The sequence below is a fragment of the Flexithrix dorotheae DSM 6795 genome (genome assembly GCF_000379765.1).
Taxonomy (GTDB): Bacteria; Bacteroidota; Bacteroidia; order Cytophagales; family Flammeovirgaceae; genus Flexithrix; species Flexithrix dorotheae.
In genome coordinates, this window is record NZ_KB903493.1 from 1 (window position 1) to 13436 (window position 13436).

A 13436-nucleotide genomic window follows, 5' to 3' on the forward strand; every position below is an offset into this window, starting at 1 on the left:
GGTTTATCAGGCTGCCAATAAGCAAGTAGCAGAAGATGCCTTGTTGGATCTAGAAGAAAAATGGGGAAAGCAATATCCCGTAGTGATCGCCTCCTGGCAAAACAACTGGGAGAAACTTTCTGAATACTTTAAATATGATCAGGGGATTAGGAAAATAATTTACACCACAGCAGCGGCTGCCGCAAATGCAGTGGAAGGCTACCATCGACAGGTCAGAAAGGTGACTAAAACAAAAGGTGTTTTTCCTTCAGATATGGCTTTATTGAAATTAATTTATCTGGCTTCAAAAAATATTTCTAAAAAATGGGTACAGCCTATGCAAAACTGGGGACAGATTTTACAGCAATTAGCCATTCACTTTGAAGGAAGGGTACCATTGGGGTTGTGGTAATGGTTACTTTTCCAGCCAGCAAGTTATGGTTTTTTCCATAATTATCAAGGGTATATAAACAGCCAGTACCTGGCTGCCCTTGACAATTATTCCAAAAACCATTATTATGCAGTCAGGAAAAGTAACCAAAAAAAATATTTCTATAAAAGTAATCCCTATCAGACAGAATTAGTTATACACTTCCGAGTGATTTAAGATTTGCGACCAACCTTAATAATGTGGCAGATTTCCTTTCTCAGCTAATTGCCTCAAATTGCAAGTTTGTTGAATCGCCTGATGGAGGTTTCCAGCTTTTTCAAAAGCTTTTAGAAGCTGTTGGTTTTCCTCTCCATCGGTAATGAAAGCCAGTCTTAAAGCCTCAGGTAACTCCAGCCTGACTACGTTTCCAAAAGTGCCAATACGCAAATACAGTTCAGAATACTTAGGCTGTCCATGAAAATGATTCCGCATGGAAATGAGGTGGTTGCGGTCATGCTCCTCTAGTTTGAAATACTCCATCACATGCTCATAACCATTTTTATTTGGTAAAATGTAGAGTACTTGTGTATTTTCAATGATGGAAGCAGTTGCCTTTTCCTCCGGCAATTGCGTAGGAGATTGCAAAACCACCCCGATGCAAGCGGTTTGTTTTCTGATAGCCTGATAATAATATTCCACGGCATTCAGGATATTGGGATATTTTAAAAACTTGGCAAATTCTTCAAAAAGCAAGACACCTTTCGTTTCTTTATCATTCCAGATTAAAGTATTGATGAGTTCACTGCTTAAATCCAGTAAAAGGGAAATTAAGACCGGATCATTTTTAGCATTGTCCATTTCTAATACCACCAGCTTTTTTCCTTTCACATCTATATTGGTATCACCTTCAAAAAGGAAACTGTAAGCCCCTTTTTTCTTACCAGTCATCTGATTTTCGGGAATGTATTCCGAACAACTGTGGAGGAAACTTTTAATATCAAAGAATCTTGGATCAATCTCCAGTTCACTTAAAAGAAAATCTCTGTATTGTTCTACAAAAAAGTAAAATGAAGGGAAAGCATGGTCCACCTTTACACAATCATAATAATAACCGATAATTTTCCGTAAAGAAACCCGCTGTTCATCAGCCACCAAATGAGTTTTTTTCCAAAGTTTTAAGACAAAATTGACCAGTTCATTTTGTTTGCGAAGCGATAAAGTTTCTCCTTTTGCCAGGTAAAAAGGATTTATGCCAAGTGGTTGACCTTCCTGGTATTTGATATAAAGAACTTCCTGCTCGGCAAGTTTATATTCTCTTAAAAGCTGTGTGAGTTTCCAGTAAGAATCTCCCAAATCAAGCAAAATGATGATGTGTCCAGCCTCAAAATACTGACGAATCATATGGCAGACCAACACCGATTTTCCCTCACCAGTAGGAGCAACCACAAAGAAATTCCGGGCATTGGTTCTTTTTTTAGGCTCATCCCAAACATCGCGAACAATAGGAATATTAAACATACGGTCATTGAAAACCAGCCCCTCCTCATCGTTTTTATATCCACTGACCTGTGGCATTAAACAAATAGCCTGTTGTAATTCCAGATTAAAAATATTGGCTTTATCAAGAAAGGAAGTATGACCAAAAAAAGAATTATTGTAAATATTGGACAGGTTGTTATTTTTTGGATAATAACACTTTAAATCCATGTTAGTGAGTGTTCCTGCAATTTTCTCTTTTAACGCCATAAACTGTTTTTGATCATCTGCAAAAAAGATTGTGTTCCAGTGAAATCCGGTAAGGCGAATACTTTCATCGCGACTGGTTTTAATGAGGTATTCATTTAAATCTTCAGCCGCGGTTGCATTTGCCTGGTCAAATTTTCTGGCTGCAAAAAGCTGTTTTTGTCTGGTTTCTAATTGCTTTTTGAGACCATGGTGTCCTTTGAGATAAAACACCTGGTTAATCAGGTGATCCCCTTTAATTTTCAATCCAAGCTGATCGGCAAATCCTACAAAAAATTGAGCTTTGTTGCTTTTATCCTGATCCAGGGTACAATTACTGATTTGCCCTTCAGGTAATTGGTGAATGTTATTGAGCACAAAGGCACCGGCTTTCCGATCTCCAAGTTCATAAACACTTTGCCCCTGATTGGCATCGGAATAAAAACCTTCAGAAAATCCATTGAAATAAAGCTGGCTCAGGTAATTAATTTCAGAGGCTCCTAATGGAATAGCTTTAATGAATCTACTGGCATTGAGCACGGCAACCGAACGATTTACTTCCTGTAAAAACACTTTCTGGTTTTCCAGCAAATTTTCAATTCTGGAGGCTGGGACTGGCAGCATGAAAGGATTGCGAATGTTTGGAGCATGCAGGATATTTCCTTTAGGTTTAATGAAAAAAAGGAAAGGATAATGCACCATATGTTGTCTTCCAGAAAAATGTTGCCTGGTTTCAGTTTGGAAATAATTTTCACCAGCGAGGGCAGATAGTCCATCTGAATCAAATTTTCTAGCTAAAAATACATCCTGTTTCAGGACAATAGCAGGTGGAGAAATATTTTTTAAAGTCATATACCAGGTCTCATGCATAGCATCCAGATCTTTTTCTGCAACTGATAAAGTTTCTGGCAATTCCAATCTATAGCAATAAACTATATCACCACTGGCAGCATAAACGAGATGTCCCTCAATTTCTAAAATTGGAGGAAATTCACTGAGTCTTATCTGCTTCATCCTTCCTGATTTTTTGGTTTGAAAAAGTGCAGATCATTAACAATAGTTATTGGCAATTGCTGGTCGAAGAAGTGTTTAAATAATTGCTTTTGTTCTAAAAAACTGAGCAGTAAAAAACTACCTAAGACAATAAAAAATGCTATTAGGAAAGTCAGGAAAGTAAAAGTACTGATCAGTAATAAAACTGCCAGTAAAGTGACAAGCAGAAATAAACCACTTTCAGTAATTCCCAGCCCGAAAAGAAGCCTAACTTTTCGGGCGGTACATTTTTCAATTTTGAAGGTTTTCATAATAAATGGGTAAAAAACTAAACAGTAATATTTTGTTTATAAAGGAATTGTACTACTACCATCAGGATGAGAGAGCCTGCTGCAAACAGTAAAATTTTAGCCCCGAATTTTCGATAATCGGCATGTTCTCCCTGAATGTCTTTGATGTTCATCAGGCCGGTAATCAAACCTACCGAAGCCACGATGGGACCGTACATACTTACAAGTGTATTTTTAAAAAAATCATCAATAGGTCCGGTAAGGTTGAGTCTGTTGGCGGCCATACTATCCGCAACTAAAAGGATAAAAAAAGGCAGTAAAGCCAGTATGTTTAACACTAATTTTTTCATGGCAAAAAGCTTTAAATTTTAGAATTATTTTGCCTGTAAATGAAAAGTCTGATTTTTTAAAAAGTGTAACCAAATCCGAATAGAGCCGAAAATTCACGAAATGGTTACACTTTTTCACATTTGGTTACATGATTTTTGAGGCTAAAAAACCCAAAATCGAATTTTTGAGTTTAAATGGTTAGAATGCCCATAAATCTAAGGGAGAAAAATATTTAAAAAATGAGTATCTTTACTTGGAAAACATAGGATTGAATATGATAAAAAAAAATAAAGTCCTGGAGACATTGAATCAGCTGCCTGAAGAATTTAATATTGAAGAGTTGGTAGAAAAACTGTTGTTTATAGAAAAGGTGGAAAAAGGGATGAAAGATTCAGAAGAAGGAAAAACAATGAGTTTGAAAGAAGTGAAACAAAAAATGGAAAACAAATGGCGGGTATCTCCATAAGCCTAACAGAAACAGCTTATCAGGATTTAGAAGAAATAGAGAATTTCATCAGCCAGAGTTCTGCCAAACTTGGTCGGGAATTCCTTAATAAAATTTTCAAAGGTAAATAAATTTGGGCAATTCGGAATTATCCTATTAAATATCTAGTTTTAGAAAAGAAACATAAAAATATGCTTACAGAGATACAAAGGAGGAATCAAATTCTAAAAAGAATCCATAAGATTCCAAATGACAAACTTGAAGAATTAGAGCGTTTAATTTCAAAACTAGAGAAAGGCATCACTAAGAAATCCAAGGTTTTGTCTTACGCTGGCGCCTGGAAAGATATCGATGAAGAGGTTTTCGATGAATTAACAGTTAAATTACACCAGAATAGACAAAAAAATAGAAGAAGGATAGATGAATAGGGCATTAATAGATACAGATATTCTTTCCTATTTTTTGAGAGGAGATGAAAAAGTAGTGCGGAATGTGGGTAAATATCTTGAATATTTCAATGTTCTAGAAATTAGTATTATCACCTATTACGAAATTACTGGGGGGCTATTGGCAAAGAATGCACTGAAAAAGCTTAGTATATTTGAAGAATTCCTATCTGAAAATTTAGTTATCCCTATGACAGAACGGTCAGCAAAAATATCATCGGAATTATATTCTTCATTACGAAAAGTGGGTAAACCAGTGGATGATATAGATTTACTAATTGCAGGTATAGCAATCGAAAATGAATTAACCTTAGTAACAAATAATGAAAATCACTTTAGTAGAATACCAGGCTTGAAAACAGAAAACTGGTCAAAAGTCATGCTATAACAAAATCCAAAAATAATATAAATCAAAAGTTAAAAGCCGATTAGTTTTTTGATTTTAAAATTTCCTCCAAAAACTCCGAAGCAGTACATCCCATCCTTTTTTTAAAATCGGCATTAAAAGCTTTTCTTGTGGAGTAGCCTACTTCATAATATATATCTTTCAAGTTCTTTTTATGTCCATGCTCCTTAAGGATTTGGCAGGCTTCAGTGATGCGATAATTACTCACCATTTCAGCCAAAGTAGAAAACCCTGTTTTCTTAACGATGCTTCTGACCAGATAGGGTTTTACCATTAGGAGTTCTGCTAATTTTTGCAAGTCTAGCTCCGGATTTTTAAATATTTGATCTTTTTCCAGCAAAGCTTTAAGTCTTTCAGCGGCAAGTGTGATTTTATTTTTTGGAGGGGATAAAAGGGGAGAAGAATTAGGGGATGGCTTCCTTTGAATTTCCTTTTTAAAATTAGATTTGAAATGAGATAAGGAAAGTAGGAGGGAAGTTCCTAAAAAGTATACAGGGAGTACAGTGGCCAAAAAAGTAGCAAAATGATAATTTTCCCCATTAAAATATGCCAGTAGATTGAATAGGACATAATCCAGCCCTTTGGAGAATATGGCCGGTAAAAGCACAAACAAGGAGCTGCCTAAAAGAAGCCAGCTTAATTGAATGGGGGGGTGTTTTAAGGAATAAGTCATTTCTATTAAGGGTTAGCTTAAATCAAACTGGTAAGGAAAATACAAAAAAATGATGGGAATTGCAGAATTGTTTTGTATTTTAATATGAAATAAGTGTTTATCCCTCCATGAAAAACTGGCCACAGCATATTGTTATTTTTTCACTGCTTTTTGCAGCAGGATTAATTTTGCCCAGGTGGTTTAGCACTTTCCATCAGGAACCAATTGAAACCACCACTCAAAAATTAGGAAATAAAAAAGAAAATTCTGAGAAGCTAACAGTCACTCCGGAATTGAAGGAAGACACCATGATTAACTTGCTTAATCCAACTCCCAGGCATGTAGAGAAAGAAAAGGAGGTAGTGACAAATTTGGCTTCTTCAGACGAGGATTTTGAACCAAAGGATGAAAAGGAGCTCCAGGGTTTTCACCGGATATTACTGACCAGTAAAAGGGAAGAAATATCCCCAAACTCAATTACTGATGAAGAGATTTCTTTTCATGCCATTGTTTTTGGAAACCAGGACATTTCTGATGGAGACCAAATAACCATGCTTGTGGAGGAGAATGTGGAAATTGGAACAGAGTTACTCCAAAGAAATGAAATGATATATCCAAAGGTGAGGATTTTGGGAGATACATTGCATTTAAGCATTCAATTTCAGGAGAACGATTTTACAGGTTATAACAGGGAAGAAAAAATGATTATCCTACCAGTAAAACAAGAGAATAAATTCAAAAAAATATTCAAAAATAATAAGGTCCAATCCAGCCAACCAACCCTAAAAATTACAGATAAATTTTTGGTTACATTTAAAAAAGAAAATACACATGATTAGGCATATAACTTGGCTTTGGTTGATCTGCTTAAGTACGGTTTCCATTCAGGCACAGGAAAAAGGGAAAATTTCCACTATACAGCTTTCCAGCCAATTGGGTACTTACCTGAGTTTTGAGGACAGTATTACCTTAACGGATTGCCTGTTAGCTGAACCGCAGGAAATTTTTGAGGAAAACTCAAAAGAATATATTCAAACAAAATTGTTGGTGATTAAAACCATATCAGCTAATACCCTTGTAATTTATGCTGCTTATAACAATCCTAAATTTTATCCCATAACCAATATGCTGGTAGAAACCACTACTGGGAGGTATATTTTTAAAATAGAGTTTGTACAGGATGAACATGATTTTTATTATGAAATTCCCAGGACCAGTGCAGTAACCCAGTTTAAAAGTCTGTCCCAGGAATCAGTTGTAATAGCAGAAGAAAAAGTAAAGCCCAAAGTGGTAAAAAGTCAATCCTATCTTGATGGACAATGTGAAAAAGTGATCAGGGAGGAAGTCAGTTTTGAAGCCAATGGCTTAAAGCAGCAAAAGATGACCTTTGCACTGTTTGGAATTTTTTCGGATGGTGATTATAATTTTTTTAAATTTTATGTAGAAAACCATTCCAATATTCCTTTTAAAATAAGGGAAGTTTTTTTTACTATTTCTACTAAAGGGAATGGAATCCAAAATGAGATCAATCAGCAAATTCTGTGTAAACAATTTGTAGCATTGAACTCAGGAGAATTAATGGAGCAAAAAGCCAATCCGGAGGTAGAGAAGAAAAATCCGCTCATTTTTGTTTATGCCACTCCAAAATTTACACTAAGTCCTAAACAAAGATTAAAAATTAGGCTAATGGAAGAAGGAGGAAATCGGGATATGGAACTTAAAGTAGAGTCGAATTACTTATTGAAGGCTTTGGGGATTTAAGGGAGAGAGGATTATTTGTTAACCTTGCTTTAAAAATCAAAGTAAAAGAAATATCCATAGAAAATAGCCTGCTAAGGTATAGTCCAAAGATAGTTTTATAACATATTTGCTGAAGCCGAATTTTCAGTATTATTATAAAATTAAATCACTCCTCCTCTTTAGATTTATACCGAAGGTGTTAAGCATACATGCTATAAGTAAGCTAAAAAAAATCCGAAAGGTGTGACAAATTGATTCTTATTGCGAATAATGGAGTAAACAAGGTTCAATTTGGACGAAAAGGAAAAAATATTTTTATCGGTTCTAGAAAGTCATAAAAGAATTATTTTCAAAGTAGCTAACACATACTGCTTCGATGAATCTGATAAAGATGACTTAATTCAAGAAATCTCCTTGCAGATTTGGCTTTCTATTGAGAAGTTCAATGGCAATTATAAGTGGTCGACTTGGATCTATCGGATTGCATTAAATACCTCAATTTCCTTTTATCGGGCAAATAAAACTCGAAAAGAAAAGAGTGTTAACCTGTCTCCCATATTTGAATTGCCAAGTTTTGATAAAAAAGACTACGAAAATGAAGACTTCTTTTTGTTAAGAAAATTTATAAGAGAACTCAAAGAAATAGATAGAGCACTGATTCTACTACATCTTGAAGGCTTAAGCAGTAAGGAAATTGCGGACATTATTGATACTACTCAGACAAATGTTACGACTAAAATATCCAGAGTAAAAAAGAAACTCAGAGAAAAATTTAAAGAATATAAAAGCAGAAATTATGGAAAATTTTGAATTACAAAATATTTGGAAATCCTATGACCAAAAGCTTGAGAGTATGCTTGCAATCAATAAAGACATAGCGATTAATCTATCAAGGCAGAAACTCAACAAGCAAATTAGCAGGCTTAACCGACCAAAATGGACAGCACTAATAATCGGAGTACCTTATACGCTACTTTTAATTGCAGTTACAATTATTGCGTCCATTGCAAAGGCGTACTTTGTGGCAATTGGCTTTGGAACCATTGCCCTGCTAATGACAATATTACTTTTACATTATTTATACCAGTTGAACTTAATAAGTAGAGTTAAAAGTGATGAAGAAGTTTTATCGACCCAATACTTATTGTCAAAACTGAGAATTTCGAGCTTTAGGAGTCTTAATCTAGCTGTTTTTCAATTACCTTTTTGGTCAGTTTGTTGGGTAAGTGTAAATGGCTTGAAGGATAGTCCAATCATCTATGGCGGAATCAATTTATTGATATTTTCAGCCCTGAGCTATCTGGCCTATTGGTTGTATCAAAAATTGAGCATTAAAAACGAAGACTCAAAGGTTAGAGCGTTTTTTTTATCAGGTTGTGAATGGGAGCCAATTCGTAAATCTGCAGAAATATTAGAGCAGATAAAAGGTTACGAAAAAGCCAGCAGGTAATCGAGTTCCTGTTCAGGAATGAATTAACCACTACAGCCGGTTTTTATCTAAATCTTTTTGACTTAGATATTTTTCGAATGACCAAAAGGTGGAATTCCTGACAAATTATGCAGATTTCTACCAGACCTTTTTTGATGATCCTGAATGTCTAATTGTAAAAACCCAAGTAAATAGAGGCGTTCTCGTGTTGCTTGTCTAGATTTCATTATCGGTTAGCTGAGGGAATTCTTCAATTATTTGTTTTACTAGGTCTTCATTTAAAGGTTTATTTCTAAAGCCAGAGACTTCTGTGATTTGCAATGCTCGCTCTCTATCATCAGGATTAATAGAGGTTGTAAGCATAATAATTAGTGGTTGTCCTTTTAATTGTGCTTTTAGGGTTTTGTATTCTTCTAAGAATTGCCATCCATTCATTCTAGGCATATTGACATCTAATAAAATTAAATTTGGGAGTTTTTGAAATTCTTTGGATACTTGTTTGATATATTCTAATGCCCTTTCTGCACTATTCACTACTTCAATGTTTTCAACTATATTCATTTTCTTTATTACTAATTCATTAATAAAGTTGGTAGCTTCATCATCATCAATAAGTAATACTTGATCTATTTTTTTTTTCATATGTTAGTGATTTTAGATTGAAAAATAAAATATACTTCCTTCATTTAGCGAAGATTCTACCCATATTTTACCTCCATGTAATTCTACTATTTTTTTGCACTGAGCTAAGCCTATTCCAGTACCTTCATATTCCTGTTTTAAATGAAGACGTTGAAAGATGATAAAAATTTGCTCATAATGTTTAGGACTAATCCCGATACCATTGTCTTGTATGTAAAAAGTATATTTTTCACTATCTTTTTGGTAGCCAATAGTAATTACGGGTGGGACATCTTTTTTCCTAAACTTGATGGCATTGCTGAGTAAATTTTGTAATAATTGCTTAAATTCTGTTGGATACGCTTTAATGGTAGGTAATTCGCTATAATTGATAATAGCCTCACTTTCTTGAATCGAACCTTGAATGTTACTCATTACTTCTTTAAGTGTATGACTACAGTTGATTTCTGTGAGTACACGTTTTTTTCCTATTCTAGAATATTGTAATAGACCTGAAATGAGGTTACCCATCCGTGCAGAAGCTTGGGAAATATAATTCAAGTATTTTTTTATATCCTCCTCAGATCCATCATGGAGGTCTTGTTTAAGAAATCCTACAAAACTGTTAATGGTATGTAGTGGTTCTTGTAAATCATGCGAAGCTATATAAGCAAACTGTTCTAATTCTCTATTCTTATGTTCTAACTGTTTAATATATCTTCTTTGAGAAACATCTCTTATAGCTGCTGAAACCAAGGTTTTATCCAAATCTTCTATAGGACTTAAACTAATCTCAACAGGAAATTCTTCTCCGTTTTTTTTTCTACCCAAGAGTTCCAAATTTGCACCCATTGGGCGTAATTTAGGTTTTGTAAAGTAACCATTTCTATGGACAGGATGTTGCTGTCTATATCTTTCAGGGATTAAAACTTCTACCTGTTTACCTATCAGTTCTTTGCGAGAATAGCCAAATAGTCTTTCAGTTTGCCCATTTACTAATTCAATTTTGCCTTGTTCACCAACAATTACCATGGCATCGGGTGCAGATTCTAATAGTCTTTTAAATTTTTCTTCTGCATATTTTCGTTCGGTTATATCTCTGATGGCTGCTGATACTAAAAACCCTTCTTCTGTTTCTAATGGTCCTAAACTGATCTCAACAGGAAATTCAGCTCCGTTCTTTTTTTTACCATAAAGTTCCATGTTACTACCCATCCCCCTTACTTTGGGATTAGAAAAGAATTGTTTGCGATGTTGAGCATGATTTCCAAAATAACGAGTAGGTATCAAAATTTCCACTTCTTGCCCTAATAACTCTTGCCTTGAATATCCAAATAATTTTTCAGTTTGAACATTTACTAAAATAATTTGCCCAAAACTATTTACAATTACCATAGCATCGGGGGCAGTTTCTATAAGTGCTTGTGACCTGGACTGTGCTTTTCTAAACTCTGTTAATTTACGTTCTACAGCAGAAATCCCGAGTAACTTTCCGATATCATCTTTAATTGGAGAATAAATTACTGAAACCTTTATTCTTCTATCATCCACGGTAAGTCTAATACTTTCAATAGATTCATTGGTTCCGCCAAACATAATATTTTCGGTAATCGCAGCAAATTCCCCTAGTTTTTCTTGAGGCAATACTCTTTTATATGGAGAACCTATTAAATCATTTGGATTGTATCCATAAATAGACTTTACAGCAGCATTGCAATAGATAATATTTCCTGCTAAGTCAATTCCTATAACCACATCATGTGCACTTTCCACCAGGTTTTTTGTGATTAACTCTGTTGTTTCCATTATATAGCGCTTTTAGCAAAAAAATAGATTATTCTAATTTACAGAATAAATTAACTACAAAAAAGTATATTTAACCTATTTATTTTGCGATGATTGATTATTGCAAATAATAGATATTATTACGTTCCTACAGTTTTGAAATTAGAAATAGTTTTTTTTTGACCCAATGGGGTTGGTTTCTGGTTTTACGGAGAGGCAGATATTTATTGGTAAGAAAAAACTCGTAGCCCTACATTAATTCTTTTTGACAGTTTTTCTCACTGAACAGCAAATAAAGGATTAAAACCTATTTAAAATAATAAAATGGACCTATTTTCATTCTAAGATTGAAAATTGAACTTTTATCAGTAGATATATTTATCCTTGGTTAGTCACCTACTGATATTAAAAGTTTTTTGAATCTTAAACCAGTAGGTATTTTGCCTGTTGGTTTTTTTATTTTTCCAAGATGATAATCATTTATCAAAGTTTTGGCCTTTTAAAGGATGAGTTGGTAATTGATTAATATTTGAAAGTTATTAATAGGGAATTGAAAATCCGGTAGTATGCGCAAGGGGTGCCATTTGAATATCAATTTGCAGATCAGCAATATGCCAAAAAATTTAATAATGAGGTTCGGATTGGAAAACTGTCGTCTGTTTTTTCTCTTCTTGCCATCTTTATTGGTTGTCTGGGGTTATTAGGATTATCATCTTTCACAGCCGAAAAAGGACTAAAGAAATTGGAATAAGAAAAGTATTAGGAGCTTCTACAATTACGCTATGGAAATTACTCTCTAAAGAATTCATAATTCTGGTCAATCTAAAAGTTTTTAAACGAATTGAAGTTTTTGCAGGAATTGCTCCTAATTTCCATTTTTATTCTAATAGGGAAATTAATGATTATGATAGAAAATATGCACCTGGAGCAGTGGATGTCCCTCAAAATTTGGGGAATACCATAAAGGGTCTTGTCTGGTATTATCAATATGGGTTACGTGCCAATTTCAACAGGTTTTTTATAAATGCGAAATTCCAGAAACAATTTTCAGACTCATTGACAATGCCTTTAAACGTTTGGGGGAATTCTTATGAGTTAATTACAAATTCAAATCACTTCTTCTTAGGAATTGGATACAGATTCTATAGATTGAAATTTTCAAACCCAAAAAGTAAAAGCTGAATTTTCTACAACTAACAAATAATGGAACACCTAAAGAAAGGGGAAGGGAACTGGTATAAGGCCGGAATTTAAAGGTGTATATAATATATTAATCATCAAAATAACATGATTTTGACATGTTGAAAATACATTGGAAGCAAATTTTTTCAGACTTCTTTTTAAGCTTATCAGCTGTACTTAATTTGAAGCACTAGATAGCAATCTCCAATGTAATCTTTAAAACTCGTTTTCTCAGGATGAACTTCGATGGAGACCGTACGAAATCGAGCTTAAGGAGATAAAAAAAGGTCCAGGTTAGATGAAGTCTCTATAGAGACTATCTTTTAGGTTAAATATTTATTTCATCAGGAGTAATTATTAAGGAGGGTTTTATTTCCTTTCTAAGGAAACTAGAAAAATATGGACTGAATAACTGTTCTTTCCATCCCATTTTTTTATCATTTTGTATCCTATTGCATAAATCGGGAGATAGGAAGTTGTTCTAATTTTAAAATTTCTTGATTGCAAACTAAATTAAGTGATTAAAAAAAACATTTTAATAATCCATCACTAAAAAACGAGCAAATGAACTTGAAAAAAATAATTGGAATATTAGCTTTTATAATAATTATTTCTTCTGCTAAGGCCCAATATAGTTTTCAGGAAAAGGAAGGCACAATTACCATAGAAGCCGAATATTTTACATCCTCAAAAGGAGGCTGGGAAGAAGTAGAAGGGAGAAATGCTTACACTTACGAACAACAGGGCTTTGGACTGGAATGGACTGGAAAACATATCATTATTACTGATAATGCTTTATTTCCAACACTTCCCAAAGGTGAAATTGCTTTGGGAGAAAAAGGATTTTCCATGAGTTTTGGCAAACCAGGAACCGAGGCNAAAATACTGGCCAAATATCCAAAATATNACGATTTAGCCTCCATTTTTTATTATGAAAAAGGCGCACAACTTCCCAAAGGAAAAGCTGCCGAAAAGAGACTTTGCCAGCATTTTGCCTTCGACCGTTTGAATGAACAGGGAAGGGAAATGTGTAAAGGAACCCTGAT

At 34.2% G+C, this 13436-nt stretch carries 14 protein-coding genes and 1 pseudogene; 9 read left to right on the top strand and 6 right to left on the bottom strand.

What is annotated here, in order from left to right; translation table 11 throughout:
* Nucleotides 1–391, top strand: a 391-nt coding sequence (locus A3EM_RS44660; RefSeq protein ID WP_020529120.1) for a transposase, incomplete at its 5' end; no start/stop codon positions are given.
* Nucleotides 392–601: 210 nt separating this feature from the next.
* On the opposite strand, the gene A3EM_RS0135520 is transcribed toward A3EM_RS44660, so the two are convergent.
* The 3 genes from A3EM_RS0135520 to A3EM_RS0135530 are packed head-to-tail and all read right to left on the bottom strand — an operon-like array spanning nucleotide 602 to nucleotide 3704.
* A complete protein-coding gene (locus A3EM_RS0135520; RefSeq protein ID WP_020533014.1) occupies nucleotides 602–3085 on the bottom strand; it encodes a TraG family conjugative transposon ATPase in 2484 nt (827 codons plus the stop codon).
* Nucleotides 3082–3375 (bottom strand): hypothetical protein, encoded by a 294-nt coding sequence (locus A3EM_RS0135525; RefSeq protein WP_020533015.1) that lies wholly within the window; start codon nucleotides 3373–3375, stop codon nucleotides 3082–3084. Before A3EM_RS0135525 ends, A3EM_RS0135520 begins: the two co-directional genes overlap by 4 nt.
* A gap of 17 nt (nucleotides 3376–3392) precedes the next feature.
* A complete protein-coding gene (locus tag A3EM_RS0135530) occupies nucleotides 3393–3704 on the bottom strand; it encodes a hypothetical protein (RefSeq protein WP_020533016.1) in 312 nt (103 codons plus the stop codon).
* A gap of 254 nt (nucleotides 3705–3958) precedes the next feature.
* Between A3EM_RS0135530 and A3EM_RS0135535 the strand changes: the two genes are divergently transcribed.
* From A3EM_RS0135535 to A3EM_RS0135550, 3 genes are all read left to right on the top strand, one after another.
* Nucleotides 3959–4150, top strand: a complete 192-nt coding sequence (locus A3EM_RS0135535) for a hypothetical protein (RefSeq protein WP_044240816.1) — start codon at nucleotides 3959–3961, stop codon at nucleotides 4148–4150.
* Nucleotides 4151–4320: 170 nt separating this feature from the next.
* Nucleotides 4321–4557 (top strand): hypothetical protein, encoded by a 237-nt coding sequence (locus A3EM_RS0135545; RefSeq protein WP_020533019.1) that lies wholly within the window; start codon nucleotides 4321–4323, stop codon nucleotides 4555–4557.
* A complete protein-coding gene (locus tag A3EM_RS0135550; protein ID WP_020533020.1) occupies nucleotides 4550–4963 on the top strand; it encodes a type II toxin-antitoxin system VapC family toxin in 414 nt (137 codons plus the stop codon). Before A3EM_RS0135545 ends, A3EM_RS0135550 begins: the two co-directional genes overlap by 8 nt.
* 40 nt (nucleotides 4964–5003) lie before the next feature.
* Here the strand turns inward: A3EM_RS0135550 and A3EM_RS0135555 are convergent, their stop codons facing one another.
* Complete coding sequence (locus tag A3EM_RS0135555) at nucleotides 5004–5654, bottom strand: helix-turn-helix domain-containing protein (protein ID WP_020533021.1); 651 nt, start codon at nucleotides 5652–5654, stop codon at nucleotides 5004–5006.
* Nucleotides 5655–5761: 107 nt separating this feature from the next.
* On the opposite strand from A3EM_RS0135555, the gene A3EM_RS0135560 reads away from it, so the two are divergent.
* The 4 genes from A3EM_RS0135560 (at nucleotide 5762) to A3EM_RS0135575 (ending at nucleotide 8823) form a co-directional block, all read left to right on the top strand.
* A complete protein-coding gene (locus A3EM_RS0135560) occupies nucleotides 5762–6472 on the top strand; it encodes a conjugative transposon protein TraM (RefSeq protein WP_020533022.1) in 711 nt (236 codons plus the stop codon).
* On the top strand, nucleotides 6465–7394 hold the full coding sequence (locus A3EM_RS0135565) for a DUF4138 domain-containing protein (RefSeq protein WP_020533023.1): 930 nt from the start codon (nucleotides 6465–6467) through the stop codon (nucleotides 7392–7394). The genes A3EM_RS0135560 and A3EM_RS0135565 overlap by 8 nt, the downstream gene beginning before the upstream one ends.
* A gap of 270 nt (nucleotides 7395–7664) precedes the next feature.
* Nucleotides 7665–8183, top strand: a complete 519-nt coding sequence (locus A3EM_RS0135570; RefSeq protein WP_020533024.1) for an RNA polymerase sigma factor — start codon at nucleotides 7665–7667, stop codon at nucleotides 8181–8183.
* Nucleotides 8170–8823, top strand: a complete 654-nt coding sequence (locus A3EM_RS0135575; protein ID WP_020533025.1) for a hypothetical protein — start codon at nucleotides 8170–8172, stop codon at nucleotides 8821–8823. Before A3EM_RS0135570 ends, A3EM_RS0135575 begins: the two co-directional genes overlap by 14 nt.
* A 195-nt stretch (nucleotides 8824–9018) precedes the next feature.
* On the opposite strand, the gene A3EM_RS0135580 is transcribed toward A3EM_RS0135575, so the two are convergent.
* Complete coding sequence (locus A3EM_RS0135580; protein WP_020533026.1) at nucleotides 9019–9444, bottom strand: response regulator; 426 nt, start codon at nucleotides 9442–9444, stop codon at nucleotides 9019–9021.
* A gap of 12 nt (nucleotides 9445–9456) precedes the next feature.
* The gene (locus A3EM_RS0135585; RefSeq protein ID WP_020533027.1) at nucleotides 9457–11229 is read right to left on the bottom strand and encodes a sensor histidine kinase; all 1773 of its coding nucleotides are present in this window, start codon (nucleotides 11227–11229) and stop codon (nucleotides 9457–9459) included.
* A gap of 544 nt (nucleotides 11230–11773) precedes the next feature.
* Between A3EM_RS0135585 and A3EM_RS48285 the strand changes: the two are divergent.
* Nucleotides 11774–12028 (top strand): annotated as a pseudogene (locus tag A3EM_RS48285) (ABC transporter permease); the annotation flags it as partial.
* Nucleotides 12029–13436 lie beyond the last annotated feature (1408 nt).

What these genes read in the sequence shown, in the direction of transcription:
- A3EM_RS0135520 (WP_020533014.1), bottom strand. Translation starts at nt 3,085, where the DNA reads ATGAAGCAGATAAGACTCAGTGAATTTCCTCCAATTTTAGAAATTGAG.
- A3EM_RS0135525 (WP_020533015.1), bottom strand. Translation starts at nt 3,375, where the DNA reads ATGAAAACCTTCAAAATTGAAAAATGTACCGCCCGAAAAGTTAGGCTT.
- A3EM_RS0135530 (WP_020533016.1), bottom strand. Translation starts at nt 3,704, where the DNA reads ATGAAAAAATTAGTGTTAAACATACTGGCTTTACTGCCTTTTTTTATC.
- A3EM_RS0135535 (WP_044240816.1), top strand. Translation starts at nt 3,959, where the DNA reads ATGATAAAAAAAAATAAAGTCCTGGAGACATTGAATCAGCTGCCTGAA.
- A3EM_RS0135545 (WP_020533019.1), top strand. Translation starts at nt 4,321, where the DNA reads ATGCTTACAGAGATACAAAGGAGGAATCAAATTCTAAAAAGAATCCAT.
- A3EM_RS0135550 (WP_020533020.1), top strand. Translation starts at nt 4,550, where the DNA reads ATGAATAGGGCATTAATAGATACAGATATTCTTTCCTATTTTTTGAGA.
- A3EM_RS0135555 (WP_020533021.1), bottom strand. Translation starts at nt 5,654, where the DNA reads ATGACTTATTCCTTAAAACACCCCCCCATTCAATTAAGCTGGCTTCTT.
- A3EM_RS0135560 (WP_020533022.1), top strand. Translation starts at nt 5,762, where the DNA reads ATGAAAAACTGGCCACAGCATATTGTTATTTTTTCACTGCTTTTTGCA.
- A3EM_RS0135565 (WP_020533023.1), top strand. Translation starts at nt 6,465, where the DNA reads ATGATTAGGCATATAACTTGGCTTTGGTTGATCTGCTTAAGTACGGTT.
- A3EM_RS0135575 (WP_020533025.1), top strand. Translation starts at nt 8,170, where the DNA reads ATGGAAAATTTTGAATTACAAAATATTTGGAAATCCTATGACCAAAAG.
- A3EM_RS0135580 (WP_020533026.1), bottom strand. Translation starts at nt 9,444, where the DNA reads ATGAAAAAAAAAATAGATCAAGTATTACTTATTGATGATGATGAAGCT.
- A3EM_RS0135585 (WP_020533027.1), bottom strand. Translation starts at nt 11,229, where the DNA reads ATGGAAACAACAGAGTTAATCACAAAAAACCTGGTGGAAAGTGCACAT.